The sequence below is a fragment of the Oxalicibacterium sp. genome (assembly GCF_035565035.1).
Lineage (GTDB): Bacteria > Pseudomonadota > Gammaproteobacteria > Burkholderiales > Burkholderiaceae_D > Oxalicibacterium.
Genome location: NZ_DATMTD010000105.1, coordinates 93,646 through 117,919, shown reverse-complemented (window position 1 = coordinate 117,919; position 24,274 = coordinate 93,646). Strand labels below are relative to the sequence as shown.

At 55.8% G+C, this 24,274-nt stretch carries 28 protein-coding genes and 1 tRNA gene; 15 read left to right on the top strand and 14 right to left on the bottom strand.

All coding sequences use genetic code 11. The features are described from left to right. Positions 1-21: 21 nt before the first annotated feature. The 3 genes from VN114_RS10935 (at position 22) to VN114_RS10925 (ending at position 1,693) form a co-directional block, all read left to right on the top strand. Positions 22-126, top strand: a complete 105-nt coding sequence (locus tag VN114_RS10935; RefSeq protein WP_325514776.1) for a cytochrome oxidase small assembly protein — start codon at positions 22-24, stop codon at positions 124-126. Between the two features lie 7 nt (positions 127-133). After that, entirely contained in the window at positions 134-730 is a 597-nt protein-coding gene (locus VN114_RS10930) for a cytochrome c oxidase assembly protein (RefSeq protein ID WP_325514774.1), read from the top strand. 102 nt (positions 731-832) lie between these two features. Further along, positions 833-1,693 carry a cytochrome c oxidase subunit 3 gene (locus VN114_RS10925; RefSeq protein WP_325514772.1) on the top strand — a complete coding sequence of 287 codons (861 nt, stop codon included), beginning with the start codon at positions 833-835 and terminating at the stop codon, positions 1,691-1,693. Positions 1,694-1,783: 90 nt separating this feature from the next. Here VN114_RS10925 and VN114_RS10920 read toward each other — a convergent pair whose 3' ends face one another. After that, the gene (locus VN114_RS10920) at positions 1,784-1,984 is read right to left on the bottom strand and encodes a twin transmembrane helix small protein (RefSeq protein ID WP_325514770.1); all 201 of its coding nucleotides are present in this window, start codon (positions 1,982-1,984) and stop codon (positions 1,784-1,786) included. A gap of 61 nt (positions 1,985-2,045) precedes the next feature. Here VN114_RS10920 and VN114_RS10915 point away from each other — a divergent pair, with 61 nt between their 5' ends. The 5 genes from VN114_RS10915 (at position 2,046) to VN114_RS10895 (ending at position 6,039) form a co-directional block, all read left to right on the top strand. Next, positions 2,046-2,765 (top strand): SURF1 family protein, encoded by a 720-nt coding sequence (locus VN114_RS10915; protein WP_325514768.1) that lies wholly within the window; start codon positions 2,046-2,048, stop codon positions 2,763-2,765. 82 nt (positions 2,766-2,847) lie between these two features. Next, a complete protein-coding gene (locus VN114_RS10910) occupies positions 2,848-3,399 on the top strand; it encodes a cytochrome C oxidase subunit I (protein ID WP_325514766.1) in 552 nt (183 codons plus the stop codon). A 7-nt stretch (positions 3,400-3,406) separates the two neighbouring features. Beyond that, positions 3,407-4,492: a COX15/CtaA family protein gene (locus VN114_RS10905; protein ID WP_325514764.1), complete on the top strand. Its 1,086-nt coding sequence runs from the start codon at positions 3,407-3,409 to the stop codon at positions 4,490-4,492. Positions 4,493-4,553: 61 nt separating this feature from the next. Next, positions 4,554-5,438, top strand: a complete 885-nt coding sequence (cyoE, locus tag VN114_RS10900; RefSeq protein WP_325514762.1) for a heme o synthase — start codon at positions 4,554-4,556, stop codon at positions 5,436-5,438. Positions 5,439-5,442: 4 nt separating this feature from the next. Then, on the top strand, positions 5,443-6,039 hold the full coding sequence (locus VN114_RS10895; protein WP_325514760.1) for an SCO family protein: 597 nt from the start codon (positions 5,443-5,445) through the stop codon (positions 6,037-6,039). A gap of 67 nt (positions 6,040-6,106) precedes the next feature. Here the strand turns inward: VN114_RS10895 and rpoH are convergent, their stop codons facing one another. The 4 genes from rpoH to ftsY all read right to left on the bottom strand — a co-directional run bounded on the left by rpoH (position 6,107) and on the right by ftsY (position 9,981). Beyond that, positions 6,107-7,003, bottom strand: a complete 897-nt coding sequence (gene rpoH, locus VN114_RS10890; protein ID WP_325514758.1) for an RNA polymerase sigma factor RpoH — start codon at positions 7,001-7,003, stop codon at positions 6,107-6,109. Between the two features lie 309 nt (positions 7,004-7,312). Next, positions 7,313-8,242, bottom strand: coding sequence for a permease-like cell division protein FtsX (ftsX, locus tag VN114_RS10885; RefSeq protein ID WP_325514756.1), 930 nt, complete (start codon positions 8,240-8,242; stop codon positions 7,313-7,315). Next, entirely contained in the window at positions 8,239-8,922 is a 684-nt protein-coding gene (locus tag VN114_RS10880) for a cell division ATP-binding protein FtsE (protein ID WP_325514754.1), read from the bottom strand. Before VN114_RS10880 ends, ftsX begins: the two co-directional genes overlap by 4 nt. Before the next feature lie 18 nt (positions 8,923-8,940). After that, positions 8,941-9,981 (bottom strand): signal recognition particle-docking protein FtsY, encoded by a 1,041-nt coding sequence (gene ftsY, locus VN114_RS10875; RefSeq protein WP_325514752.1) that lies wholly within the window; start codon positions 9,979-9,981, stop codon positions 8,941-8,943. Between the two features lie 117 nt (positions 9,982-10,098). Between ftsY and VN114_RS10870 the strand changes: the two genes are divergently transcribed. From VN114_RS10870 to VN114_RS10850, 5 genes are all read left to right on the top strand, one after another. After that, the gene (locus VN114_RS10870) at positions 10,099-11,475 is read left to right on the top strand and encodes a pitrilysin family protein (protein ID WP_325514750.1); all 1,377 of its coding nucleotides are present in this window, start codon (positions 10,099-10,101) and stop codon (positions 11,473-11,475) included. A gap of 48 nt (positions 11,476-11,523) precedes the next feature. Further along, positions 11,524-12,840, top strand: coding sequence for a pitrilysin family protein (locus tag VN114_RS10865; protein ID WP_325514748.1), 1,317 nt, complete (start codon positions 11,524-11,526; stop codon positions 12,838-12,840). Between the two features lie 75 nt (positions 12,841-12,915). Then, entirely contained in the window at positions 12,916-13,551 is a 636-nt protein-coding gene (rsmD, locus tag VN114_RS10860; protein ID WP_325514746.1) for a 16S rRNA (guanine(966)-N(2))-methyltransferase RsmD, read from the top strand. A gap of 139 nt (positions 13,552-13,690) precedes the next feature. Continuing rightward, positions 13,691-14,179 (top strand): pantetheine-phosphate adenylyltransferase, encoded by a 489-nt coding sequence (gene coaD / locus VN114_RS10855; protein ID WP_325514744.1) that lies wholly within the window; start codon positions 13,691-13,693, stop codon positions 14,177-14,179. 185 nt (positions 14,180-14,364) lie between these two features. Further along, positions 14,365-14,628 (top strand): YfhL family 4Fe-4S dicluster ferredoxin, encoded by a 264-nt coding sequence (locus VN114_RS10850; RefSeq protein WP_325514742.1) that lies wholly within the window; start codon positions 14,365-14,367, stop codon positions 14,626-14,628. A gap of 47 nt (positions 14,629-14,675) precedes the next feature. On the opposite strand, the gene VN114_RS10845 is transcribed toward VN114_RS10850, so the two are convergent. Both VN114_RS10845 and VN114_RS10840 read right to left on the bottom strand, forming a co-directional pair. Continuing rightward, positions 14,676-15,770: a sensor domain-containing diguanylate cyclase gene (locus VN114_RS10845; RefSeq protein ID WP_325514740.1), complete on the bottom strand. Its 1,095-nt coding sequence runs from the start codon at positions 15,768-15,770 to the stop codon at positions 14,676-14,678. A gap of 204 nt (positions 15,771-15,974) precedes the next feature. Further along, positions 15,975-16,826, bottom strand: a complete 852-nt coding sequence (locus VN114_RS10840) for an MOSC domain-containing protein (RefSeq protein WP_325514738.1) — start codon at positions 16,824-16,826, stop codon at positions 15,975-15,977. Between the two features lie 182 nt (positions 16,827-17,008). Here VN114_RS10840 and VN114_RS10835 point away from each other — a divergent pair, with 182 nt between their 5' ends. Then, positions 17,009-17,857, top strand: coding sequence for a tetratricopeptide repeat protein (locus VN114_RS10835; protein ID WP_325514736.1), 849 nt, complete (start codon positions 17,009-17,011; stop codon positions 17,855-17,857). Between the two features lie 70 nt (positions 17,858-17,927). Here VN114_RS10835 and ychF read toward each other — a convergent pair whose 3' ends face one another. Next, positions 17,928-19,019: a redox-regulated ATPase YchF gene (ychF, locus tag VN114_RS10830; RefSeq protein WP_325514734.1), complete on the bottom strand. Its 1,092-nt coding sequence runs from the start codon at positions 19,017-19,019 to the stop codon at positions 17,928-17,930. A gap of 290 nt (positions 19,020-19,309) precedes the next feature. On the opposite strand from ychF, the gene VN114_RS10825 reads away from it, so the two are divergent. Continuing rightward, positions 19,310-19,888 carry a chorismate mutase gene (locus VN114_RS10825; RefSeq protein WP_325514732.1) on the top strand — a complete coding sequence of 193 codons (579 nt, stop codon included), beginning with the start codon at positions 19,310-19,312 and terminating at the stop codon, positions 19,886-19,888. Positions 19,889-19,969: 81 nt separating this feature from the next. On the opposite strand, the gene pth is transcribed toward VN114_RS10825, so the two are convergent. The 6 genes from pth to lolB form a co-directional block, all read right to left on the bottom strand. After that, complete coding sequence (gene pth / locus VN114_RS10820) at positions 19,970-20,560, bottom strand: aminoacyl-tRNA hydrolase (RefSeq protein ID WP_325514730.1); 591 nt, start codon at positions 20,558-20,560, stop codon at positions 19,970-19,972. A gap of 113 nt (positions 20,561-20,673) precedes the next feature. After that, positions 20,674-21,300 (bottom strand): 50S ribosomal protein L25/general stress protein Ctc, encoded by a 627-nt coding sequence (locus tag VN114_RS10815; protein WP_325514728.1) that lies wholly within the window; start codon positions 21,298-21,300, stop codon positions 20,674-20,676. Between the two features lie 158 nt (positions 21,301-21,458). After that, positions 21,459-22,409 carry a ribose-phosphate pyrophosphokinase gene (locus VN114_RS10810; protein WP_325514726.1) on the bottom strand — a complete coding sequence of 317 codons (951 nt, stop codon included), beginning with the start codon at positions 22,407-22,409 and terminating at the stop codon, positions 21,459-21,461. A gap of 123 nt (positions 22,410-22,532) precedes the next feature. Continuing rightward, a tRNA-Gln gene (locus VN114_RS10805) sits at positions 22,533-22,609 on the bottom strand. 78 nt (positions 22,610-22,687) lie between these two features. Further along, the gene (gene ispE / locus VN114_RS10800; RefSeq protein WP_325514724.1) at positions 22,688-23,554 is read right to left on the bottom strand and encodes a 4-(cytidine 5'-diphospho)-2-C-methyl-D-erythritol kinase; all 867 of its coding nucleotides are present in this window, start codon (positions 23,552-23,554) and stop codon (positions 22,688-22,690) included. A gap of 18 nt (positions 23,555-23,572) precedes the next feature. Further along, positions 23,573-24,223, bottom strand: coding sequence for a lipoprotein insertase outer membrane protein LolB (lolB, locus tag VN114_RS10795; RefSeq protein WP_325514722.1), 651 nt, complete (start codon positions 24,221-24,223; stop codon positions 23,573-23,575). Between the last annotated feature and the right edge of the window lie 51 nt (positions 24,224-24,274).

Below are 24,274 nucleotides of genomic sequence, written 5' to 3'. Positions count from 1 at the left end.
GAACTGATCGAGCCGACCGACATGACGGATCTGAAAAAACGCAATACGCGCACCGGTCTGATTCTGGCGGTGATTGCAGCGATGTTCATGTTCGGCGTGATTGCGAAACACGTTTGGTTCCGCTGAGGGCAAAATGGAAAATCCGGCCGATAATGCGACACGCAAGCTGAATGCCAGAATGTTCGGCAAGCTGATTGTGGTTGCCGTGATGATGTTCGGATTCGGTTATTTGCTGGTGCCGCTGTACAAGCAAATCTGTGAACTGACGGGTATCAACATTCTTGCTTTCCAGGAAACGGAAGGCATGAAGGTCAAGCCGATCGATAATTCACAGGTCGACAAGAGCAGGACGATCACGGTCGAGTTCGACGCCAATACCCAGGGGCCGTTTCGCTTTCGTCCGACTGTCAGCAGCATGCAGGTGCATCCGGGCGAAATGACACAGGTTCTTTATGAGGTCGTCAATACGCAGTCGCGCAGCGTAGAGGCGCAGGCAATTCCGAGTTATGCGCCGCAGCAGGCCGCAGCGCATTTCAAAAAAGTGGAATGCTTCTGCTTCCAGCAGCAGACGCTGGCGGCAAGTCAGGCAAAACAAATGCCTGTCGTTTTTTATCTGGACAAGGATTTGCCGAAGGACGTAAAGACAATCACACTGTCCTATACGTTCTTCGAAGTGGGTGGCCACGATAACAAGAAAGCCGAAACGAAGCCGGCAGCGGTGGCGGGATAATTCGGTAAGGAAGGATTGAAGCGGTTTTCATCGCGACGCTTGAAAAGAATTCGAAGTGTGTCGCATCGTATAACTGGTTGAATTTTGTATCGGGAGATGGAGATGAGTACACAACATACGGACGCACCGTATTATTTCGTGCCTGGCCCGTCCAGATGGCCGGTCATGGCGGGAATTTCGCTGCTGATCGTGATGGCGGGTGCTTCTGCTTGGGTCAACGGCGCCGGTTGGGGGCCATACGTCAATGCGATAGGTCTGATCGGTCTGATCTACGTTCTGTATCACTGGTTCGGCGACGCGATCAAAGAGTCAGAGAGCGGTCAGTACAACAAGCGTATCGATGCTTCATTCCGCTGGAGCATGAGCTGGTTCATCTTCTCCGAAGTCATGTTTTTCGGTGCATTCTTCGGTGCACTGTTTTATGCACGGAGCATCACGATGCCGTGGCTGGCCGATCTGGACCACAAGATTCTGTGGCCGGATTTCGCAGCGCACTGGGGTAATGTCGGTCCTGCCGGAACGGTCGAATCGTTCGCGACAATGGGGCCGTTCTGGATTCCAACCATCAATACGGCGTTGCTGCTGCTGTCCGGCGTGACATTGACGATTTCACACCACGCGATTCGTGCGAATCATCGCAAGCAGGCCGCAATCTGGCTGTTTGCAACCGTTCTGCTCGGCGCAATCTTCATGGGTTTCCAGGCGTATGAATACATCCATGCGTATAGCGAGCTGAACCTGAAGTTGACGTCGGGTGTCTATGGCTCGACGTTCTTCCTGCTGACCGGCTTCCACGGCTTTCACGTGACGATGGGTGCGATCATGCTGAGCGTTGTGCTGTATCGGCTGTTGAAGGGACACTTTACGCCGGAGCATCATTTCGCGTTTGAAGGCGCGGCCTGGTACTGGCACTTTGTCGACGTGGTCTGGCTTGGTTTGTACGTCGTCGTTTACTGGCTTTAAGCCGGGTTGATGTAATCGGTAATGCACGCAAAAAAGCCGCACCTTGGTGCGGCTTTTTTACTGTTGATCGGCACCGCTACTTGTCGATCATTAACGAATGCCGGTAGGTTGAATGTAACCCAGTCTCCAGGCGATCAGAATCAGGATGAACAGCGCGACGGAGAAGCCGACACGCATGGCCAGCGCCCGGACGGTCCGATTGCTTTTGCCCTTGTCCTTCATCAGGAAAAACAAGGCAGATCCAAGACTCGCGAGGATCAATATGAACGCAACGGCGACAAGAATTTTCATGAGGGCCTGACCTTGTTGCGGGCGACTCGACACAGGATGTATTGAGTGAAATGACATTGTAATGCGATTCAGATTCCGTTTTAGAGTGATTCCGTTCCTTGCGACCGTCATTTTGGTGGCAGCGGGAGTGTCGCTGGCGCAATGGCAGACGCGACGCGGCGATGAAAAGATGGCAATGGACGCAAGGATGCAGGCGCGTCAGGCTGCGCCCGCCATTCGGCTGGAAGGGACGGGGGCGGCAACAAATCCGGACGAAATCGAATATCGTCGTGTCCTGCTCAAGGGGGAATTTTTGAGCAATTGGCCGGTGTATCTGGACAATCGTCCGCACAACGGCGTCGCCGGTTTCTATTTGCTGATGCCGTTTAAAATAGCCGCCACCAATCTGCATGTACTGGTTGCACGCGGATGGATTCCACGCAACGCATCGGACCGGACGCAATTGCCGGCGCTCGTGACCCCACAGGGAACGATAGAAATCGAAGGGACGGTGCGTCAAGGCATTGGTCACATCATGCAGCTTGGTTCGCCGGAACCGTTGCGGCCTGCCGCGATTGTGCAGAATCTCGATGCCGCCGGTTTTGCGGCGACGAGTGGATTGAAGATGCAGCCGGTGATCGTCGAACAATTGACGGATACGCATGACGGTTTGGTGCGCGACTGGCCGGCGCCAGCAAGCGGCGTCGAGAAACATCGGGGCTATGCATTCCAGTGGTATGCGCTGGCTGCAATGGCATTTATCTTTTTTGTCGTGACAGGATTCAGACGTGGAAGCAAATAGTCAGGCCGTACAACGGGGGAAAACACAGTCCGAAAAGCAACCCGAAACGCAACCCGCAAAGCAGTCAACAGGCCGCTGGAAATTGTTCGCGGTCATTCTGATTTGCGCGTCGCCAATCATTGCTTCCTATTTCACGTACTACGTGATCAAACCGGAGAGCCGGACCAATTACGGCGCATTCATCGATCCGCGTGAACACCCGCTCCCGCAACTGGGAAGCTCGACGCTGGAAGGCAAGCCAACCGAGCTGGATGCCTACAAGGGAAAGTGGATTATGTTGCAGGTCGCCAATGCCGACTGCACGGAAGCCTGCACAAAGAAACTGCATGACATGCGGCAGCTGCGACTTGCGCAAGGCAAGGAAATGGATCGCATCGAACGCGTCTGGCTGATCGCCGATAACAAGCCGCTGGATACAATGTTGATACGCGAATACGATGGTACCCGCATGCTGCGCGCGAATGCCGAGCGGATAAAGGCATGGCTGCCGGTGGAAGATGGTACGACCGTCTTCGATCACATTTACATGATTGATCCGCTTGGCAATTTGATGATGCGTTTTCCAAAAGATGCGGACGCGAACAAGATCAAGAAGGATCTGTATAAATTATTGAAGGCTTCTGCAATTGGATAATTCCGGCTTGTTGTTTCAACTCGCAACCAAGGGTTTGCTGGTTGCTCTGCTCGCATTCGTCATCGTCTGGTCGTCGAAGGACCGCAACAAATACCGCAAGCTTGTCTGGGTCACGCTGTTTCTTACTTTCGACGTCATCATGTTTGGCGCATTCACACGCCTGACCGACTCGGGCCTGGGTTGCCCGGACTGGCCGGGATGTTACGGCCACTCCAACCCGCTGCAGGCGATGGAGCATATTCGTGCGGCAGAAGCGTTGATGCCGGACGGTCCGGTAACGGTGATGAAGGCATGGATCGAAATGATTCATCGCTATCTGGCAATGGGTATCGGCGTATTGATCATCGCCATTGTCGTGATCTCCTGGCGCTTCTGGCTGCGCAGTGGCAAGACACAAAGGCAATTTGCACCGGGTTTCCCGATTGCGCTGTTTTTATTTGTCTGTGTACAAGGCGCGTTCGGTGCGTGGACCGTGACGATGAAACTGCAGCCTGTCATTGTCACGATACATCTGATGCTCGGCATGACATTGCTGGCCATGCTGACCTGGGTCGGCGCGCGGCAGAAGGTTCATGTACCGGTCGATCCCGGCGCAAGCGCGCTGCGTTTGCCCGCGCTGATCGCCCTCGTTTTGTTGGCTATTCAGATTGCACTCGGTGGCTGGGTCAGTACCAATTATGCGGCGCTGGCCTGCACGGATTTCCCGTTGTGTCATGGTGCCTTGATTCCACCAATGGATTTTGAACATGGCTTTACGCTATGGCGCAGCCTCGGCAAAACGGCCGATGGCGATTACCTGCCGTTTGCCGCATTGACGGCAATTCACTGGACGCATCGGATGTTTGCGTTTGTCGTCGCTGCGTGGATCGCGTGGGTGGCATGGAAGGCGTATCGGATTGCCGGATTGCGACCGACGGCGCGCGCCATTCTGGGTGCGCTCGCGTTGCAGATCACGATCGGGATTGCGACCGTTTCGCTGAAATGGCCACTGGCATTGGCGGTTGCGCACAACGGTTGTGCAGCGCTGCTTGTGCTGCTGACGGTCATGTTAAACTACAAGACCCGAATCCCCGGACGCAACGGGGAATATTGACAGCCGGATCATCGCAACTGCATGGCGATCCGCATCTGTCTGCAGCGCCGAACGAAAACGCATGACCACTTTGACAGTTTCCCCGAATCGCATCGCCCAGTACTGGGCATTGACCAAGCCGCGCGTGACGCAGCTTGCGGTTTTTTGCGCAGTGATCGGCATGTTCCTGGCGACGCCGGAATTGCCGGACTGGCAAATCGTGGTTGCCGCGACGGTCGGTATCTGGTTGCTGGCGGGAGCCGCTTTCGCCATCAATTGCCTGGTGGAACGCGAGATTGATTCGCGTATGGCGCGTACGGCACGTCGTCCGATGGCGCGCGGTGAAATTACCGTCCTGCAAACACTGATTTTTTCCGGCGTGATCGGCGGTGCCGGCATGTGGGTTCTGTACAACTTCGTCAACCCGCTGACAATGTGGCTGACATTTGCGACTTTCGTCGGCTATGCGGTGATTTACACGATCATTCTCAAGCCGGCGACACCGCAGAACATTGTCATCGGCGGCTTGTCCGGAGCGATGCCGCCGGCACTTGGCTGGGCTGCGATTGCCAATGATGTGCCGATGCAGGCTTGGATTTTGGTGATGATTATTTTCGTCTGGACGCCGCCGCATTTCTGGGCGCTTGCGTTATATCGCCGCGATGAATATGCAAAATCGGGTTTGCCGATGCTGCCGATCACGCACGGTACTGAATTTACGCAGTTTCATATCTGGCTATATACGATCGCACTCGTTGCCACGACGATGTTGCCGTTTGCGGTCGGCATGAGCGGCGTGATCTATCTGGCGGCCGTTGCGGTTCTCGATGTCATTTTTCTCTGGTACGCATGGCAGGTCTATCGCCATTACACCGACATGATTGCGCGCAAGATGTTTGCGTATTCGATCATTTATCTGTCGCTGCTGTTTGCAGCATTGCTGGTCGATCACTATCTAAGGTTTTGAAAATATGCGATTGCGTTCCTTCTTCGCGCTGTGCGCGGCTGTTCTCGCCTTGAGTGCCTGCGGTGAAAAAACGGAACCGGTTGCCTTTCAAAATACCGACGTCACCGGCCTTGCCTACGGCAAGGATTTTTCTCTGCACGATCACAACGGCAAACTGCGTACGCTGGCTGATTTCCGCGGCAAGGCGGTGGTGGTGTTTTTCGGCTTTACGCAATGTCCGGATGTCTGTCCGACCACGATGATGGAAATGTCGAATGTGATGAAGGCGCTGGGTCCGGACGCCGATCGCGTGCAGGTATTGTTCATCACCGTCGATCCGGAACGCGATACGGCTGCACTGTTGTCGCAATATGTGCCGGCTTTCGACAAACGCTTCCTCGGTTTGCGTGGCGATTTGGCAGAGACCGACAAGGTCGCGAAGGAATTCAAGGTGTTCTATCAAAAAGTGCCGGGCAAGACGCCAGGCAGCTACACGATCGACCACACGGCAGGTAGTTACGTGTTCGATCCGCAAGGCAGGATTCGTCTGTTCATTCGGCATGGTCAGGGTGTAGAGCCAATCGAACATGACCTGAGGATTTTGCTGGCCGAGCAGAGCTGACAAACATCGGATAAATAAAAAGGCGCTCCTTGGAGCGCCTTTGTTTTTTGCGATTCTAAAGCTCAGCTCAGGTATACGCTGCCAGCGAACCTTTCATCTTCTTCAAAGCGACCGCTTCGATCTGGCGAATGCGTTCAGCCGATACGCCGAACTCGTCAGCCAGTTCATGCAATGTGGCACCAGAACCATCGTCGTTTGCCAGCCAGCGGGCTTCAACAATGCGACGCGAACGTGGATCAAGCTTGCCCAATGCGTCCGACAAGCCTTCGGTTTGCAGACGATCATAATTCTGCGCTTCGAGGACTTTGGTCGGCTCCTGTGCATCTGACGACAGGTATGCAATAGGTGCGAACTTGTCATCTTCATCATCGGTGGGTGCTTCCAGTGCAATGTCGCGACCGGACAGACGTGTTTCCATCTCGATGACTTCTTCGCGCTTCACGTTCAGTGTTTCTGCCAACGCCGTGACCTGATCCGGCGTCATCGAATCGAGGCCGGTTTTATGGCTACGCAGATTAAAGAACAGCTTGCGCTGTGCCTTTGTCGTCGCCACTTTCACCAGACGCCAGTTTTTCAGGATGTATTCGTGCATTTCTGCCTTGATCCAGTGCATCGAATACGAAACCAGACGCACGCCCTGATCCGGGTCAAAACGCTTGACCGCCTTCATCAGGCCGATATTGCCTTCCTGAATCAGGTCGGCATGCGGCAAGCCATAGCCGAGATAGCCGCGCGCGATCGATACGACCAGACGCAAATGGGATAGGATCAGTTTTTGTGCGGCGGCAAGGTCGTTCTCGTCACGTAGACGACGGGCCAGCGAAATTTCCTCTTCCTGCGTCAGCATGGGTTGGCGATTGACGGCCGAAATATAGGCGTCGATATTGCCCAGCGCACCCGAAAACCCCAGCGCCAAAACGTTGCTGGAAGGAATTACTGCGGTTGATGAGGATGCTGCTTTCATGGTTTCTCCTTGCATTAAGGAACAGCGTGGCTGTTCAGCCAAATCAGTGAAGGCTTATATTAGCACTCTCTTTGGATGAGTGCTAATGAGCGGTTTTGATCGGCTTGATAGCTAAAATGCTATGACAGAATTGCCTGTCATTAACCTTCGCTTCCATTGTTAGAGGGAAGGTAGCCGATGAAGTTGCGTGATGAAAGTAAAGTTTTGGAAAAGATTTCCAAAATTAGCGATTTGAACGAAAACTCGAATCCAAAGGACGAATTACGATAGTGACTGCTTACATAAGTATCAACATCCCGGCGCAGCGTACTAATCCTGCAGGCGTCCCAGTTGCCGAGTCACAGATAATAAAGCGCCGACAAAGCCCAGGAAAGCGCTTAAAACCAGCAGCGAAAGCATCGATACTGCATCCAGGGATGCCAGCCGAAATTCCGATGCGTACAATCTTGCAAAATCGGCAATTGCTGCATTCAACGGATTCAGTGCCAACGCAACCGCACCCAAGGCAACAGCTCCTGCGATCAGGCCAAGCAACGCGCCAGTGTAATAAAAAGGTCTGCAAATAAACGAATCGGTAGCGCCGACCAAACGTGACACTTCGATTTCCTCGCGTTGCGTCATGACTTGCAAGCGGATCGTATTGAATACGACTGCAACCACAACGACTCCCAAGGTGACTGCCAGGAACAGCAGAATCAGCCGCATGACCTGCAGCAGTGCGGCCAGACGTTTGACCCAGGCAGAATCGACTTGTACTTCTTCCACACCTTCGAGTTTGCGCAGCTTGCCGGCAATTGCATCGACCTTGTCTGCATCGCTGCCATCCTTGAAGCCGGTCATCTTGACGATGTAGGCGTCGGGCAGCGGATTGGCGCCAAGTGTGGCAATGGCATCATCCAGTCCGGTTTTTTCCTTTAAAGAGGCGAGCGCCTTTTCCTTCGGAATGAAATTGAGCCCGACCTTGTGACCGCTTTCCTGTGCAACGCGGCGGATCTCCGTGCCGATCGCGGTGGCGCGTTCGCGCGAGGCATCCATTTGCATGAATACGCTGATTTCCGGTTCGACCGCGAGTTGTTCGGAAACCGGCCGTACGTTTTCCAGCAACGTCAATCCTGCAAAGGGTAGCGCCAGCGCGATCGATACGACCAAGACATTCAGCAGGAAATTGCCGGGTGTTCTGAACAGGTGGCGGAATGCATCGCCGATGGCGAAGCCGTGATGTCTGAGCCAGCTTTTCATGCGGACTCCTGTGGGGTGGTTCTGCGCCAGCTTTCGAGAATGCGGCCGTGATCGAGATAGATCACACGCGTCGCGGTATCGAGAAACTGTTCATCATGGGTGGAAATCAGACAGGTCACACCGACCGCGTGAAAAGCCTTCAGCGCATCGAGCACCTTGTTCGCCGCTTCACGATCCAGATTGGCCGTCGGTTCGTCGGCAAGAATGATTTGCGGCCGGTTGACGATGGCGCGCGCGATCGATACGCGCTGCTGCTCGCCACCGGAAAGGGTCATCGGTATTGACGCGGCCTTGTCCAGCAAACCAACCTTGTCCAATGCGGCACGTGCCCGGCGTTCGGCATCGGCACGTGTCGCACCGCAGACGATCAGTGGCAACATGACGTTGGACAGTACATTGCGATCCGACAGCAGGCGCTGCTGCTGGAAGATCAGCCCGAGATTGCGGCGCAGGTAAGGCAGGCCGGACGCCTTGATGCGACCGATGTCATAGCCGCTGACATTGACCGTGCCTTCAGTCGGGCGCTCCATTGCGGCAATCATTTTCAGCAGCGTCGATTTGCCGGCGCCGGACGGTCCGGCGAGAAAAACCAGTTCACCTTTGTTGACCGACAGGGTGATATCGGTCAGCGCCGTAATGTTTGGCGCATATTGTTTTGATACCTGGCGAAATTCAATCATCGATGTTGGCTATCCCCATTATCCCAGTAAGGCTTCCACGAAATCCTGTGCGTCGAAGGGCTGTAGATCCTCGATTTGTTCGCCGACGCCGATGAAATACACGGGAATCGGTCGATTGCGTGCAATTGCTGCCAGCACGCCGCCTTTGGCCGTGCCGTCCAGCTTGGTCACCACCAGACCGGTCAGGTTCAATGCGTCGTCGAATGCCTTGACCTGCGTCAGTGCGTTCTGGCCCGTATTGCCGTCGATAACCAGCAGCACTTCATGCGGTGCATCCGGCAAGGCCTTTGCCATCACCCGTTTGACCTTTTTCAGTTCTTCCATCAAATGCAGTTGCGTCGGCAGGCGGCCGGCCGTGTCCACCATCACGACATCGATATTGCGCGCCTGCGCGGAGTGAACGGCGTCGAAGGCAACCGCGGCCGGATCGCCTGATTCCTGGGCGATCACGGTGACGTTGTTACGTTCGCCCCAGACTGTCAATTGTTCGCGGGCGGCAGCACGGAAGGTGTCACCGGCGGCCAGAAGGACCGATTGCTGATGTGCTTGCAAATGCTTGGCAAGTTTGCCGATCGTGGTCGTCTTGCCGGCACCGTTGACACCGGCAATCATCATGACCAGCGGCTGATGGCGTCCCAGTACCAGCGGTTTCTGCAGCGGCGTCAACATCTCGACAAGCAATTCGCGCAAGGCCGTTTTCACCTGTGAGGCATCGGTCAACCTGTCATTCTTGACCTTGCGTTTCAGTGCATCCAGCAGGAATTGCGTCGCATCGATACCTGCATCCGACATCAACAGGGCCGACTCCAGTTCGTCATAAAGATCGTCATCGATCCTGGCGCCGATAAACAGTGTCGTCAGATTGGATGACGTTTTGGACAGGCCGGATTTCAGCCGTGTCATCCATGACTGCTTTTGTTCGACCGGTGTTTCAGCAGCGACGATGTCATCTGCAATGATGGTTGGCACGTTGTGTGGCGTGGCTGCCGGCATCTCGGGGACATTTGCCGGCGTTTGCGGTGCGGGCTCTTGCGGTTTTTTCTTGAAGAAACTAAACATCGGGAATGGGGTCTGAGAGTCGGTCGTAAAGCAGGCTGGAGGCAAGCCGGAAGCGACTTGCCGCAATGACGCAGGCAAGCAGATACAATCGCCGTATTCTATCAGAGCAAAATAATCATGAAATTGAGCATGCGAACACTGCTGGTGGCAGCAGGGATGTTTTTGACGTCGGCAGTCGCACTGGCTGCACAAACGACGGAATTCACGCTGAAAAACGGCATGAAAATCATCGTCAACGAAGATCACCGCGCACCGACAGTGGCGCACATGATCTGGTATCGCGTCGGTTCCGTTGACGAACGCAACGGCACCACCGGTCTGGCGCACGCGCTGGAACACATGATGTTCAAGGGCACGAAGAAACTGAAGCCGGGCGAATTCAGCCGGCGCGTCGCCCAGCTTGGCGGCCGCGAGAATGCCTTTACCAGCCGCGATTACACCGCGTATTTTCAGCAGATCGAAAAATCCAGACTGGAAGCGGTGATGGCACTGGAAGCCGACCGCATGGAGAACCTCGTCTTCGACAAGAATGAATTCGCGAAAGAAATTCGCGTCATCATGGAAGAACGTCGCTTGCGCACCGACGATCAGCCGATTTCGCTGGTGCATGAGGCATTGAATGCCACTGCTTTCGCGGTGCATCCGTATCGCAATCCCGTTATCGGCTGGATGGACGATCTGCAGCACATGACGGTGGACGATGTGAAGGCGTGGCACGACCAATGGTATGCGCCGAACAATGCGACGATGGTCGTTTCCGGCGATGTCGACCCGAAGCAGGTCTACAAACTGGCAGAAAAATATTTCGGTCAGTACAAAGGCAAGTCGCTGGTACGGACGCGACCACAGAATGAACCGCCGCAAACCGGTATCAAGCGTGTGACCGTCAAGGCGCCGGCCGAAAATCCTTATGTTGTGCTTGCCTTCAAGGTTCCGTCATTGCGCGATATCGACAAGGATACCGACGCACTTGCGCTGGATGTGCTGGCAGCGGTGCTCGACGGTTACGACAATGCCCGCCTGACAGCGAAACTGGTACGCACCGATCGCGTTGCCAACGAGGTCGGTGCATCGTATTCCGGCATTGCGCGTGGTCCGGTTCTGTTTTTGCTGGACGGTACGCCGACAGCCGGAACGACAACCGGACAACTGGAAAAACTGCTGCGCGCAGAAGTCGAGCGGATCGCAAAAGACGGCGTTTCGGAAGAGGAACTCAAGCGCGTGAAGACGCAGTTGATCGCCGAGCAGATTTACAAGCGCGATTCTGTATTCGGACAAGCGATGGAAATCGGCGTCATGGAGATGTCGGGCCTGTCATACAAGGATATCGATCGCCTGATCGACAAACTGCGTGCTGTGACACCGCAACAGGTGCAGGCCGTGGCGCAAAAATATTTCGGCGATGACGAACTGACGGTCGCGACGCTGGTGCCGTTGCCGCCTTCGGACAACAAGCCGGCACCGGCTTCTGTACCAACCGACATGTTGCGCTGATCGTGATTTACAGATTTGCGCCATTCATCAAAGAACTTCGGAGCCATCATGCTTAAATTGATCGCGAGTGCGATGTTGTGCGCCGCCTGCGGTGTGTCCCACGCTGCATTGAATATCCAGTCGTGGACGCTGGACAACGGCACGCGCGTGTTGTTCGTTGAAAACCACACGATTCCGATGCTGGATGTCAGCATCGATTTTGATGCCGGCGCGCGTCGCGATCCGGCTGGAAAATCAGGTGTTGCCGCATTGACGAACGCGATGCTGGCACGCGGCCTGCGTGCAGAAAAATTCGCCGGCAAAGACGAGCCGGCGTTGAATGAAGCGCAGATTTCCGACGCCTTTGCGGACATTGCAGCGCAGCGCGGCAGTCGTATCGAAAGCGATCGATCCGGCCTGACCCTGCGCACGTTGACGACCGAACGTGACGCTGCCGTGGCATTGCTGGCGCGCTTGATTGCGCAACCGAGTTTTCCTGCAGAACTCCTGGCGCGTGACAAGGCACGGACGATTTCTGCTCTGAAGGAAAGCCTGACCAAGCCGGAAGTGATTGCAGACCAGGCTTTTTCCGAACTGTTATATGGCACGCATCCTTATGGCTCGCAACTCAGCGTGGCTTCGGTCGATGCAATCACGCGCGATGATCTGGTGGCTTTCCATACCAATTACTATGTGGCCAATCGCGCCGTGGTGGCGATGATCGGCGATGCATCGCGCGCCGATGCGGACAGGATTGCACGACAATTGACCGAACGTTTGCCGCAAGGTGCGCCGTTGCCCGAATTGCCGCCGGTTGTAATCGGCAACGCAAGCGAGAAGCGCATTCCGCATGCATCGTCGCAGGCGCACATCCTGATCGGCGAACCGGCGCTGGCGCGCCACGATCCGGATTATTTTCCGCTCATCGTCGGTAATTACGTATTGGGTGGCGGCGGATTCGTCTCGCGATTGATGAATGAGGTGCGTGAAAAGCGTGGCCTGACTTACGGCGTCAGCAGTTATTTCGATCCGATGGCGCAACCCGGCCCGTTTCAGATCGGTCTGCAGACCAAAAGCGATCAGGCCGACCAGGCGCTGAAAATCGTGCGTGAAACGGTTGCCGATTATCTGCGCGACGGTCCAACGGCATCGGAACTGGCGGCGGCGAAGGACAACATGATCGGCGGTTTTGCACTGCGCATCGACAGTAATCGCAAGATTCTGGAAAACATCGCCGCCATCGGTTTCTATCGTCTGCCGCTCGATTATCTGGATACCTGGACGACGAATGTGGCGAACGTCAGGATCGAACAGATCAGGACAGCCTTCAATCGCAAGCTGCAAATGGATAAACTGTCGACGGTCGTCGTCGGTGCGACGCCATGACGGCATAACTATACCGATTGTCACCGAACGCCCAACATCAATACGATTCACAAGGTGAAGCGATTCACAGCACGCATGCCTAAACCAGCAAAGAAGAAAATACCGGCGCGCACCGGTCCGCATCAGGTGCGCATCATCGGCGGTCAATGGAAACGCACACCGCTTGTCGTGCTGGATGCCGAAGGATTGCGTCCGACGCCGGATCGTGTGCGCGAAACGGTTTTCAACTGGGTCAATCATTTGATCGACGGTGCATGGGAACGGCTCACATGTCTGGATGCCTTTGCCGGAACCGGCGTGCTGGGTTTCGAGGCAGCCAGTCGTGGCGCTGCGCAAGTCGTCATGGTGGAAACGCACGTGCCTGCAATCCGCCAGCTTGAAGCGACCAAGGAAAAGCTGCATGCCGACCAGGTACGCATTGTGCGTGGTGATGCCATATCGACAATACAGGCGCTGCAACGCAATGGTACGCAGGTCGATCTAATTTTTCTTGATCCGCCGTATCACCAGGATTGGCTCGCGCGCACGCTGCCGTTATGTGCAGCGCTGTTGCGTCAGGACGGCCTCGTCTATGTGGAATCCGAAGTTCCGCTGACGTCTGAAACGCCGCCAGCATGGCTGGACGATTGGGAAATCGTGCGGGCCGACAGTGCAGGTATGGTTTTTTACAACCTATTGCAATCCAAAAAACAGGCCGAAGTTCAGGCATAATGCGCTTTCTGTTATTTGCGGTGCCCATAGTGTCGTGCCGCGCCATGCCGAATCCATAGCAAGATCATCCATCCTGCCGCTTTCCGGCACTTGCTCCGCCCGCTTCGCATCGACACTCAGCCACCATACGGGAGCCAATATGGTCACAGCCATTTATCCGGGAACATTCGACCCGTTGACGCGAGGTCATGAAGATCTGGTGCGTCGCGCATCGGGTTTGTTCGACAAGCTGATCGTCGGCGTCGCCGACAGCCGGAACAAGAAACCGTTCTTCACGCTGGAAGAACGCCTGACCATTTCGAACGAAGTGCTCGGGCACTATCCGAACGTGCACGTCGAAAGCTTTTCCGGATTGCTGAAGGATTTCGTGCGTCGTCATGATGCGCGTGTCATCGTGCGCGGTCTGCGTGCGGTATCCGACTTCGAATACGAATTCCAGATGGCCGGCATGAACCGCTATCTGCTGCCGGATGTGGAAACATTGTTCCTGACGCCATCCGATCAATACCAGTTCATCTCCGGTACCATCGTGCGCGAGATTGCCAACCTCGGCGGCGATGTATCGAAGTTCGTTTTCCCGTCGGTCGATCGCTGGTTGAAAGAGAAGATCGCTGCGCAGAAGCAGTGACGGCAACAATGATCGGCAGCGAAGAATAGAATGGTGCCATCGATGTCCGAAATGGAGTGCAGCAACATGGCGCTGATGATCACCGACACGTTGGCCGGGAATTCGCGACGTGCAACGTCGCGCCGGTCATCGCACCAATCGCCTGAAGGCGCTTGGTGCATTCGTCGGAATGTCGGAGGAACATCATGGCGCTGATGATCACCGACGAATGCATCAATTGCGACGTCTGCGAGCCCGAATGCCCGAACGATGCAATTTACATGGGGCAGGAAATCTACGAAATCGATCCGCATAAATGCACCGAATGCGTCGGTCATTTCAGCGAACCGCAATGTCAGCAAGTCTGCCCGGTCGAATGCATTCCATTCAATCCTGCCTGGCGCGAGACAAACGACGAATTGCAGGCCAAGTACGAACGTCTGCAGACTGAAGCCAAAGCCGCTTCGTAAAAGAACAAAGGGACCGCGAGGTCCCTTTGTTCTTTGGTGGATATCGGTCAGATCGCGCTGATCACGCGGTTCCTTCCATCTTTCTTTGCCCGGTACAGCGCTTCGTCGGCCTTCCCCAAAACCTGCTGTGCAACTGTGGCAACGTCATCCTTGCGTTCGATTTTTTCCAGTGTCGAAACGCCGATCGATACAGTCGCGTGCAGTTCTTCACCGGTGCTGAGAAACAAGGGTGTGTTGCAGACACTTGCACGTATGCGTTCGGCTACCGCAATAGCCGCATCGTGCGGCGCATCGATCAGTAGAACGACGAATTCCTCGCCGCCGAAACGACCGAGCGCATCGCTCAGTCGCAGCTCCGCCTTGATGCGTGCAGCGACTTCGCACAGCACTTCGTCGCCACCCTGATGTCCGTAACTGTCGTTGACCTTCTTGAAGTGATCGAGGTCGATGTACATCGTCGAGAGCGCATGACCGTGACGCCGTGTACGACCGACTTCTTCCAGCAGACGCCGTTCCACATAGCGCCGGTTGTTGACGCCGGTCAGCGGATCGGTCAGGCCGATATGTTGCAAGCGTTCGTTGTTGATGACGTTTTCGATACAGATCGCGACGATCGAGGCGCGATGCTGCAGGATGTCGCTGGCCATGCTGGCAGTAAAACGTTGGGCATCCAAACTGCCAAGACTGAGCCAGCCAATCAGATGATTGCGACGGATCAACGGCAGGATTGCGACGCTTGCCGGTTTCAGTACCGACTCGGGAAAAAGACGACGGTGCGGCAGTGTGTTGTACGGACCGAGCAAGGCTTTGCGTGACGGATGGGTCGGATCGTCGATGCCGTTCTGTTGTTCGACAAAAATCAGGTTCGGATAATCGCTGACATCGATGCGCAGATCGGTCAGGATGCGACGGATCTCGGCATCGGTATCGATCAATGTGAGTGTGACGACATCGAGTTCCGACGCCTCGGTCAGTGTGTCGAACACGCTGTCGATCAATTCCTGAAACGTATTGGCGCCGATGAACTTCAGGTCGAGTTCCTGATAGCGCTGCATGATCTGCTGATTGCGGTGCGCCTGTTCCAGCAGTAACTGCAATTGACTGCGTAACTGCGAATTTTCTGAAACCAGCTTGTTGGTCATGGAGGCGGGTGGACTGCAAGGGCGCGAAATATCGGCGCGGATCGGTGCTGATACTACCGTGATGCTTGTCGGCAGGCAATATAAGTGCCGAATAGTACACGTTGTCATGAAGGTTTGTTGTACGTACACCGCGGAATGACGTCAACAAATGTCAACCGGGTGTTACTTGTCGCCATATGACGGGAGATGACAAACAGTAGCGGACTAGAAAGCCAGCTCCATGTCGACCGTCTGGCCGACCCGCACGATCTGGCCTTCACCTTCACGCAGAATCGTGTTGATGCCGAAGGTGACGTGATCACCGACCCGCGGATTGACGCGGTAGGTTTGCAGAATATCGAGTGGATCAGGGCCGAATTCACCGGTTGCCTGATCGATGGAGGGAATCGGGCAGCGCGGGCATGGTTTGACCGGTTTCAGCACGGCCTCTCCGATACGATACAACTCGGCAAATTCCTCTTCGAAAGGCGGCACATCTGAAAACACAATGTTGGGACGGAAACGGTTCATCGGCAGGGCTGCGCGCCCTTGCGCTGCAAGTTTTTCATTCAGGTCCTGCAACGATCCGGTACCGATCACCAGCATCGGAAAACCGTCGGAAAAAAACGTTGGCACTTCGACGCCGCCGGTCCATGTTACGTTGGCCAGACGTTTTGCATCCGGATGAAAACGCACGAGACGGCAATCGGTACCGATCGCCTTGGAAAACCATGTCGCGATCATTTCGTCGCAATCATAGGCATCGACTTCATCGTCCCACACACGCACACGCCGCAGACGTTCGTCATCCGGGTGCGGCAGACCGAGCGGAATTTCCAGTCGCAACATGCCGGGTGCATGGATTTCCAGCATGTCGCCCTTGATGCGCGGCACGATCAAAGCCATTTTCGGGAACTCGCGTTGCGTCAGCGCTTCGCCATCCGCATCGACGACCATCCATTCGCGGTCGTAAATCTGCTGGCTCATCAGTCCTGCCGGCGTCAACACGGCTTCGCGCAGTGAAATTCCCGCGCAGGACTTGATCGGATACAGGCAAAGCTCGGAGACGACGGACATGGCAATAGTGGGCAAAGAAATACAGTAGGGTCGTTGACAAGGTCAATCAACGGCGTCGGATGAATATCGCATTTTACAGATGCATCGGTTCATTTACCTGCGGTAACAAGTTGTTTCACTTCCTTGATTTGTCGTGAATCGCGCCTAAGCTGTCTCGTGTCTGTCACTTCGGAAGGTTTTTCATGTCGCGTCATTTCTTTCTTGGCCTCGCAATGGCCGCTGCTCTTGTTGGCGGCATCGGACTGGCGCAGGCTGCGGATCCCACTATCCAGCAGGTATACCAGCAGGCAAGCGCCGGACATCTGGCGCAGGCGCAGCAGATGATGGAGATGGTCCTGCGCGATCATCCTAATAGCGGAAAGGCACATTTCGTCGACGCTGAATTGCTGGCGCGACAAGGGAATCTCAGCAGCGCGAAAAATGAACTGGCATCAGCCGAGCGCCTCGAGCCGGGCCTGCCATTCGCCAAACCTGCTGCCGTGCAGGAATTGAAGTCGCTGCTGACTGCGCGCCAATCGCATGTCGGCAGCGCATCATTCATGCCATCAGTTACCGCATCGAATACAACGCCAGGCGGATTCTCCTGGAACATCATCATTCTCGTTCTGCTGGGTGTCGCACTGTTTGCCTATTTCATCAATCGACGCACTCGTCCGGCGATGCAACCGACGTCGACGACGCCGTCTTTCGGTGGCGGTTATTCCGGATATTCGACAGGCACATCCGCGTACGGTAGCGGAGCGATGCCTCCTTCCAGTGGGATCGGTTCAGGTATTTTGGGAAGCCTCGCGACGGGCGCCGCAGTCGGTGCCGGCGTAGTGGCTGGGGAAGCGTTGATGCATCGCGTATTGGATGGTAACGGGCAGCCGGCGCTATCTTCCGGGGTGGCGGGAACGTCTGCCACGGCCGGCGACTGGAGCAGAATAGCGCCAGCCCCCGAGCCGGATTACGATATGGGTGGCAACGACTTCGGTCTCAATGACGATACGTCGTGGGATGACAATGGTAATGCTGGAGACGACTGGAACTGACGCACTTCGCGATTGGTATCAACATGAAAAAAGCCCGGTACACGCCGGGCTTTTATTGCGTTCAAAGTGATTACACGTTGAACAGGAAGTTCAGCACGTCGCCATCCTTGACGACATATTCCTTGCCTTCGGCGCGCATCTTGCCTGCTTCCTTCGCGCCGTTCTCGCCTTTGTACGTGATGTAATCGTCATACGAAATCGTCTGCGCACGGATGAAGCCGCGTTCGAAATCGGTGTGAATCACGCCTGCCGCCTGCGGCGCGGTATCTCCCACATGAATAGTCCACGCACGTACTTCCTTGACGCCTGCGGTGAAGTAGCTTTGCAGGCCCAGCAGCTTGAAGCCGGCGCGAATCAGGCGGTCGAGGCCCGGTTCTTCCATGCCCATGTCGGCGAGAAATTCCTTCTTGTCGGCGTCTTCCAGATCGGAGATTTCGGATTCGATGGCGGCGCAGATGGCGACAACCGGCGCGTTCTGTGCAGCGGCGTATTCGGTCAGCTTGTCCAGCAGCGGATTGTTGGTGAAGCCGGTGTCCGACACGTTGCCGACGTACATCGCAGGCTTGGCGGTGATCAGGCACAGCGGCTTGATCAGTTCCTGCTCTTCCTTGTCGAGGCCCATCGCGCGTACCGGCTTGGCTTCGTCCAGTTGCGGCATGATGCGTTCCAGCAGCGCGACCAGCTTCGCGGCATCCTTGTCGCCGGAACGGGCTTTCTTGTTTTCGCGGTGAATCGCTTTTTCGACCGTGCCCATGTCGGCCAGTGCGAGTTCGGTCTGGATCACTTCGATGTCGGCAATCGGATCGACGCGACCGGCGACGTGGATCACATTGTCGTCTTCAAAGCAGCGCACGACATTGACGATGGCGTCGGTTTCACGGATATGCGCGAGGAACTGGTTGCCGAGACCCTCACCCTTCGATGCGCCAGCGACGAGGCCGGCGATATCGACGAATTCCACCGTGGCGGGCAGGATGCGTTCCGGCTTGACGATTTCTGCCAGCGATTGCAGGCGCGGGTCAGGCACTTCAACCATGCCGACGTTCGGTTCGATCGTGCAGAACGGATAATTTTCTGCCGCGATGCCGGCTTTCGTCAGCGCATTGAAGAGGGTGGATTTGCCGACGTTAGGCAGGCCGACGATACCGCATTTGAGACTCATCAAATTCCTTCTGTATTAGTTGTTAGCGTTGCTTCAGGTCGGGACTCACGATGTGAAAATGGTGGACACGAACACCGGATGCCGAACTGGAGCACGCAGCGCCGCAGGGTGGGACTGCGTGGCGCGGACCATCCGCTATTATAGCGCCGCCGTGCCTCTATTCAGCAGCATCGCGACAGGTATCGGCTGGGGCGGGTGGAAGGACTGCAGCCTTGCGAACTGCTGGTCGGTAATCCTGTCCAATCGACCCGACTGCACATCACGCGGTTTTTGTTAACAGGATATTCATCATGCCTTCTCTTGATTCGATATTGCGTCTTTCATTTGCTGCGCTTGCGCTTGGCGCATCCGCGTTTTCCCATGCGGCCCCGGTTGCCGGTTCCGTCGATGCCTTGGTCGCCACTTCGGCGGAACGGTTGAAGATCGGCGAGCAGGTCGCCCTGGCAAAATGGGACAGCAAGCGAAGCGTCGAAGATCTGCCGCGTGAAGCGGTGGTGATCACCAAGGCAACGGAAGCCGGTGCGGCTGCCCAGCTCGACGGCAATTGGGTGGCGGCATTTTTCCGCGCGCAGATCGAGGCAAACAAGGAAGTGCAGTACGCACAGTTGGCTGCTTGGCACAGAACGGGCGCGGCACCTGCGCATCAGCCGATTGATCTGGCGCGAGATATTCGTCCACGTCTGGATTTGTTGCAATCGCAATTTATTCAACAACTTGCGACTGCAGCGCCGTTACGTACGGCTGGCGATTGCAGTGCGCAGGTAGCGAAGGCAGTTGAAAACTATGCGATCGATCACACTCTGAATCTGGACAGCGCCCGCGTCGCGATGCTGGACCGTGCAATGGCCGGTTTCTGTGTGTCGAATTGACGATGCCAGCGATGCATGCTGCGTAATAAAGAAAGTGAAGATCGATATCGACGTTGCAAATAATCGCGGCGGACAGCCTGCTTATTTGGCGACCGTATGTAATTGCGTCGCGGCCTTGTTGAATTCACCTTCGCACAGCAACGGAATGATCTTCAGGCTTTTTTCAATGGCGTCGTCGATCAATGGTTGCTCTTCCTTGCGCGGGCGATGCAGCACGAAGTCGACGACCGGTTGGTTCAGATTCAGTGTACGCGGATGGCCGATGCCGATACGCAGACGCCAGTAATCCTGTGTGCCGAGCGCGGCGGTGAGGTCTTTCAAGCCGTTGTGTCCGCCGGACGAACCGCCTTTTTTCAGTTTCGCGACGCCAGGCGGCAGGTCGAGTTCGTCGTGCGCGACGAGGATTTCATCCGGATTGATCTTGAAGAAACGCGCCAGCGCGCCGACAGACTGGCCGGAACGGTTCATGAAGGTCTGCGGTTCCAGCAACCAGACTTCCTGCCCGGCGATGGCGGTCTTTGCCGCGAGCGCGTTGTATTTGGTTTCGCGCACCAGATGACAGCGCGGCAGGCTGTTCGCCAGATTGTCGATCAGCCAGAAACCGGCGTTGTGGCGGGTTTGTTCGTATTCGCTCCCGGGATTGCCGAGGCCGACGATGAGGCGGATGGACATGATGTGTTGAAAAGCGGAAAAGCCTGATTATCGGGGATGACGCTGCGATATGTGTAGCGGGATAAATAAAAAACCCGTCGCAAGGACGGGTTTTTATCGAAGCGGCAGAAGAATTACTTCTTCTCTGCGTCGCCTTCCGGTGCAGCGGCAGCGGCTTCGTCAGCGGCTTCCACTTTGCCTGCAGGGATTGCTGCGGTAGCGATCGTCGGGTTTTCTTCGCCACCATGCTGAACAGCGGAGACGCCTTTCGGCAGCTTGATGTCAGCCAGGTGAATCGAGTGACCGACTTCCAGCTTGCCCAGGTCGACTTCGACGAACTCAGGCAGGTCGGCTGGCAGGCAGCTGATGTCCAGTTCGGACGTCACGTGGCTGATGATACCGCCCGACAGTTTGACTGCCGGCGAGGTTTCAGCGTTGACGAAGTGCAGAGGCACCTTGACGTGAATCTTCTGGGTAGCATCGACGCGCTGGAAATCTGCGTGCAACACGAGTTGTTTGTAAGCGTGGACCTGGAAATCGCGCAGCAGAACTTTTTCTGCCTTGCCATCCACTTCGAGGTCGAGGATCGACGAGTGGAACGCTTCTTTTTTCAATGCGTGGTACAGCGCATTGTGGTCGAGCGAAATGTTCATCGGTGCAGCGGTACCGCCGTACACGATTCCTGGGGTCAGGCCTGCAATGCGCTGGCGGCGGCTCGCTCCGGTCCCCAGCTCTTTGCGTGCGAATGCAACTACTTTCATGATAGAGCTCCAATAATTGCAGGATGAAAATCATCCTGCGGTTTAAATCCCCCGCGACCAGGGGATTTCGGAAGGATGCGACAACTGCCGCATCCGGTGCGAATGTCCGGCAAGCCGGTCATTCATGCCCGCTTCCGAAGAGGCGGGCTACAACGTTCTTAGTCTGCAAACAGCGACATGACGGAGTCGCCCTTGGTAATGCGCTTGAAGGTTTCGGCCAGCAGCGGTGCGCAGGTCAATACGCGAATCTTCGGGCAGGCACGCGCTGCCTCGGTCAGCGGAATCGTGTCGGTGACAACCAGTTCATCCAGCGGCGAGGTCGTGATGCGTTCGATCGCCGGGCCGGACAGCACAGGGTGCGTACAGTAGGCGATAACCTTCTTCGCGCCGCGTTCCTTCAATACTTCTGCAGCCTTCGTCAGCGTGCCGGCGGTGTCGACCATGTCATCCATGATCACGCAGTTGCGGCCTTCGACTTCACCGATGATGTTCATCACTTCCGACACGTTCGCCTTCGGGCGACGCTTGTCGATGATGGCCAGATCGCAATTCAGGCGTTTTGCCAGTGCACGGGCACGTACCACGCCGCCGACGTCCGGCGAAACGACCAGCAGGTCGTCGTGATTCTTTGCAACCAGATCGCTCAACAGAATCGGCGATGCATAAATGTTATCGACCGGAATATCGAAGAAGCCCTGGATCTGATCTGCATGCAGATCCATGATCAGGACGCGTTCGACGCCGGCTTCCTGCAGCATGTTGGCGACGACCTTTGCCGAAATCGCAACACGCGCCGAGCGCGGACGACGATCCTGACGTGCATAACCGTAGTAGGGAATCGCTGCGGTGATGCGACCGGCCGAGGCGCGTTTCAGGGCGTCGACCATCAACATGATTTCCATCAGGTTGTCGTTGGTCGGCGCGCAGGTCGATTGCAGGACGAACACATCCTTGCCGCGCACGTTCTCGTTGATTTCGACAACGATTTCGCCGTCCGAAAACTTGGAGACGACTGCCTTGCCGAGTGGAATGCCGAGGTGTTCGGCAACCCCCAAAGCCAGATCCGGGTTTGCGTTACCGGTAAAAACCATCAGGTTCTCGAGTGCCATGGGAATTCCTGCTTGCAGTGGGCTGTGTCGTGAAAAGGTTGAAGCCGCCAAAACATGACCATGAAAAAGTCTTGTGTTGGCGGCTTGCTTTTGTGCTTCGTACTCTTGGTGCTACTTGTTGAATGGCAGGGGAACAAGGATTCGAACCTTGGAATGCTGGAATCAAAATCCAGTGCCTTAACCAACTTGGCGATTCCCCTACACAACCTTGTGTTTGCCGATCTCTTCGCTTTGCAGCGGCGGATGCTCGTCAAACGAATTCTGCTGTACTTCCCGGGTTACGACTGCAGCAAGTGTGCCAGCGGATGTTGCGCCAGCGACCTAGCTTTCCAGGCTTTCCAGTGACGCGGTACCGTTGCCAGTACTGCATCGGCTTGCCGTTCTTGCTCGAAAGGGCAGAACACACAAGCGCCGGAGCCTGTCATTCTTGCATCACCGTATTGTCGCAGCCATTCGATGGCCTCGGCAACTGCGGGGAACAAGCTTGCAGCCACGACTTGCAGGTCGTTTTTTCCGAAGCCGAAAGGCGTTCCAGAAAAGTCCGATATTTTGACGGGTTTCGTATCCCGTGTCAATTCCGTTGAAGAAAATATCTGTTGTGTCGGTACACCCACGCCCGGTTCGATGACGACGTACCAGCAATCCGGTGTCTGGACCGGAACCAGCGACTCGCCGATACCTTCGGCAAAGGCGTTGCTGCCGAAAATGAAAAACGGCACATCGGCGCCCAGTTGCAAGCCTAGCGTCATCAATTCCTGCCGCGACAGGCCGGCCTGCCACAAGTGATTGAGCGCGATCAGCGTGGTAGCGGCATCGGATGAGCCGCCGCCGAGACCGCCGCCCATCGGCAGGCGTTTTTCGATGGCAATGTCGGCGCCGTTCCGGCGCGCAGGATGTTGTGGCATCGCTTGTTGCAGCAGACGTGCGGCGCGCACGACCAGATCGTTTTCTGCCGGTACGCCGACAAGTTCAGTCGTGCGATGGATTTCGCCATCGTCGCGTGTAGAAAAATGCAGCGTGTCGCCATGATCGAGCAACTGGAAAACCGTTTGCAGCAAGTGATAACCATCGGCACGACGGCCGGTCACATGCAGGAACAGATTCAGTTTTGCCGGTGCCGGACAATCGTTCAGAGTGCGGATCATGTTGGTGCAATCAGTTAATCAACGTGTCTGCCAGTTGTCGATCACGATGCGAATGGCAACCTTGCCGGCCTGTTCGGTTTCACGTTCGAGATCGATGCGTTTCGGATGAATGTGCGCGGGGTCGTTTTCATCCCACGTGACGTAACGGATTTGCCAGCCATCGCCGGTGGTGACCGCATTCTCGTCGGGTGTCGCATGGAATGCCTTGCCGTTGGCGTCGATGGCAAATCCCTGCAGCCAGTTGCGCAATCCGGAAACCGGTAACGGCCAGCCCAGCGATTGCGCGGCCAGTTCATCGACGTCAGCCGCAGTGCGTGACGTTTTGCCGGATTGCGTCAGCGTGGCATTGCCGGGTTCAACGGCGATAGTGGCGATGGTCTGGCCAAGAGGTGACAACAGGGTGATCGCGTTGTGCTGCGCAGTCTGGCGCCAGGTAAAGCTGCCATGCAGCGATTCGTCCGCGTTGTTGCGCTGGTATTGGACGGACAGGCGGCCATCCAGATCGATGGCTTCATGGTAATGACGGTGGGCTGCAGCTTGCGTTGATTCGACGGATGCGTTTCCGGATTGCGGTTCCAGTGAGGCGCAACCGGATAACAGCAACACTGACAGCAACGCCGCAGTTTTGTATTCAGCTATGGAAAAACGGGAAAGAAATGAAATAGCCATTTTCGGGAATCGTTAAGTGGCAAATGTATGGATGCGCAATCAGAGGATGTC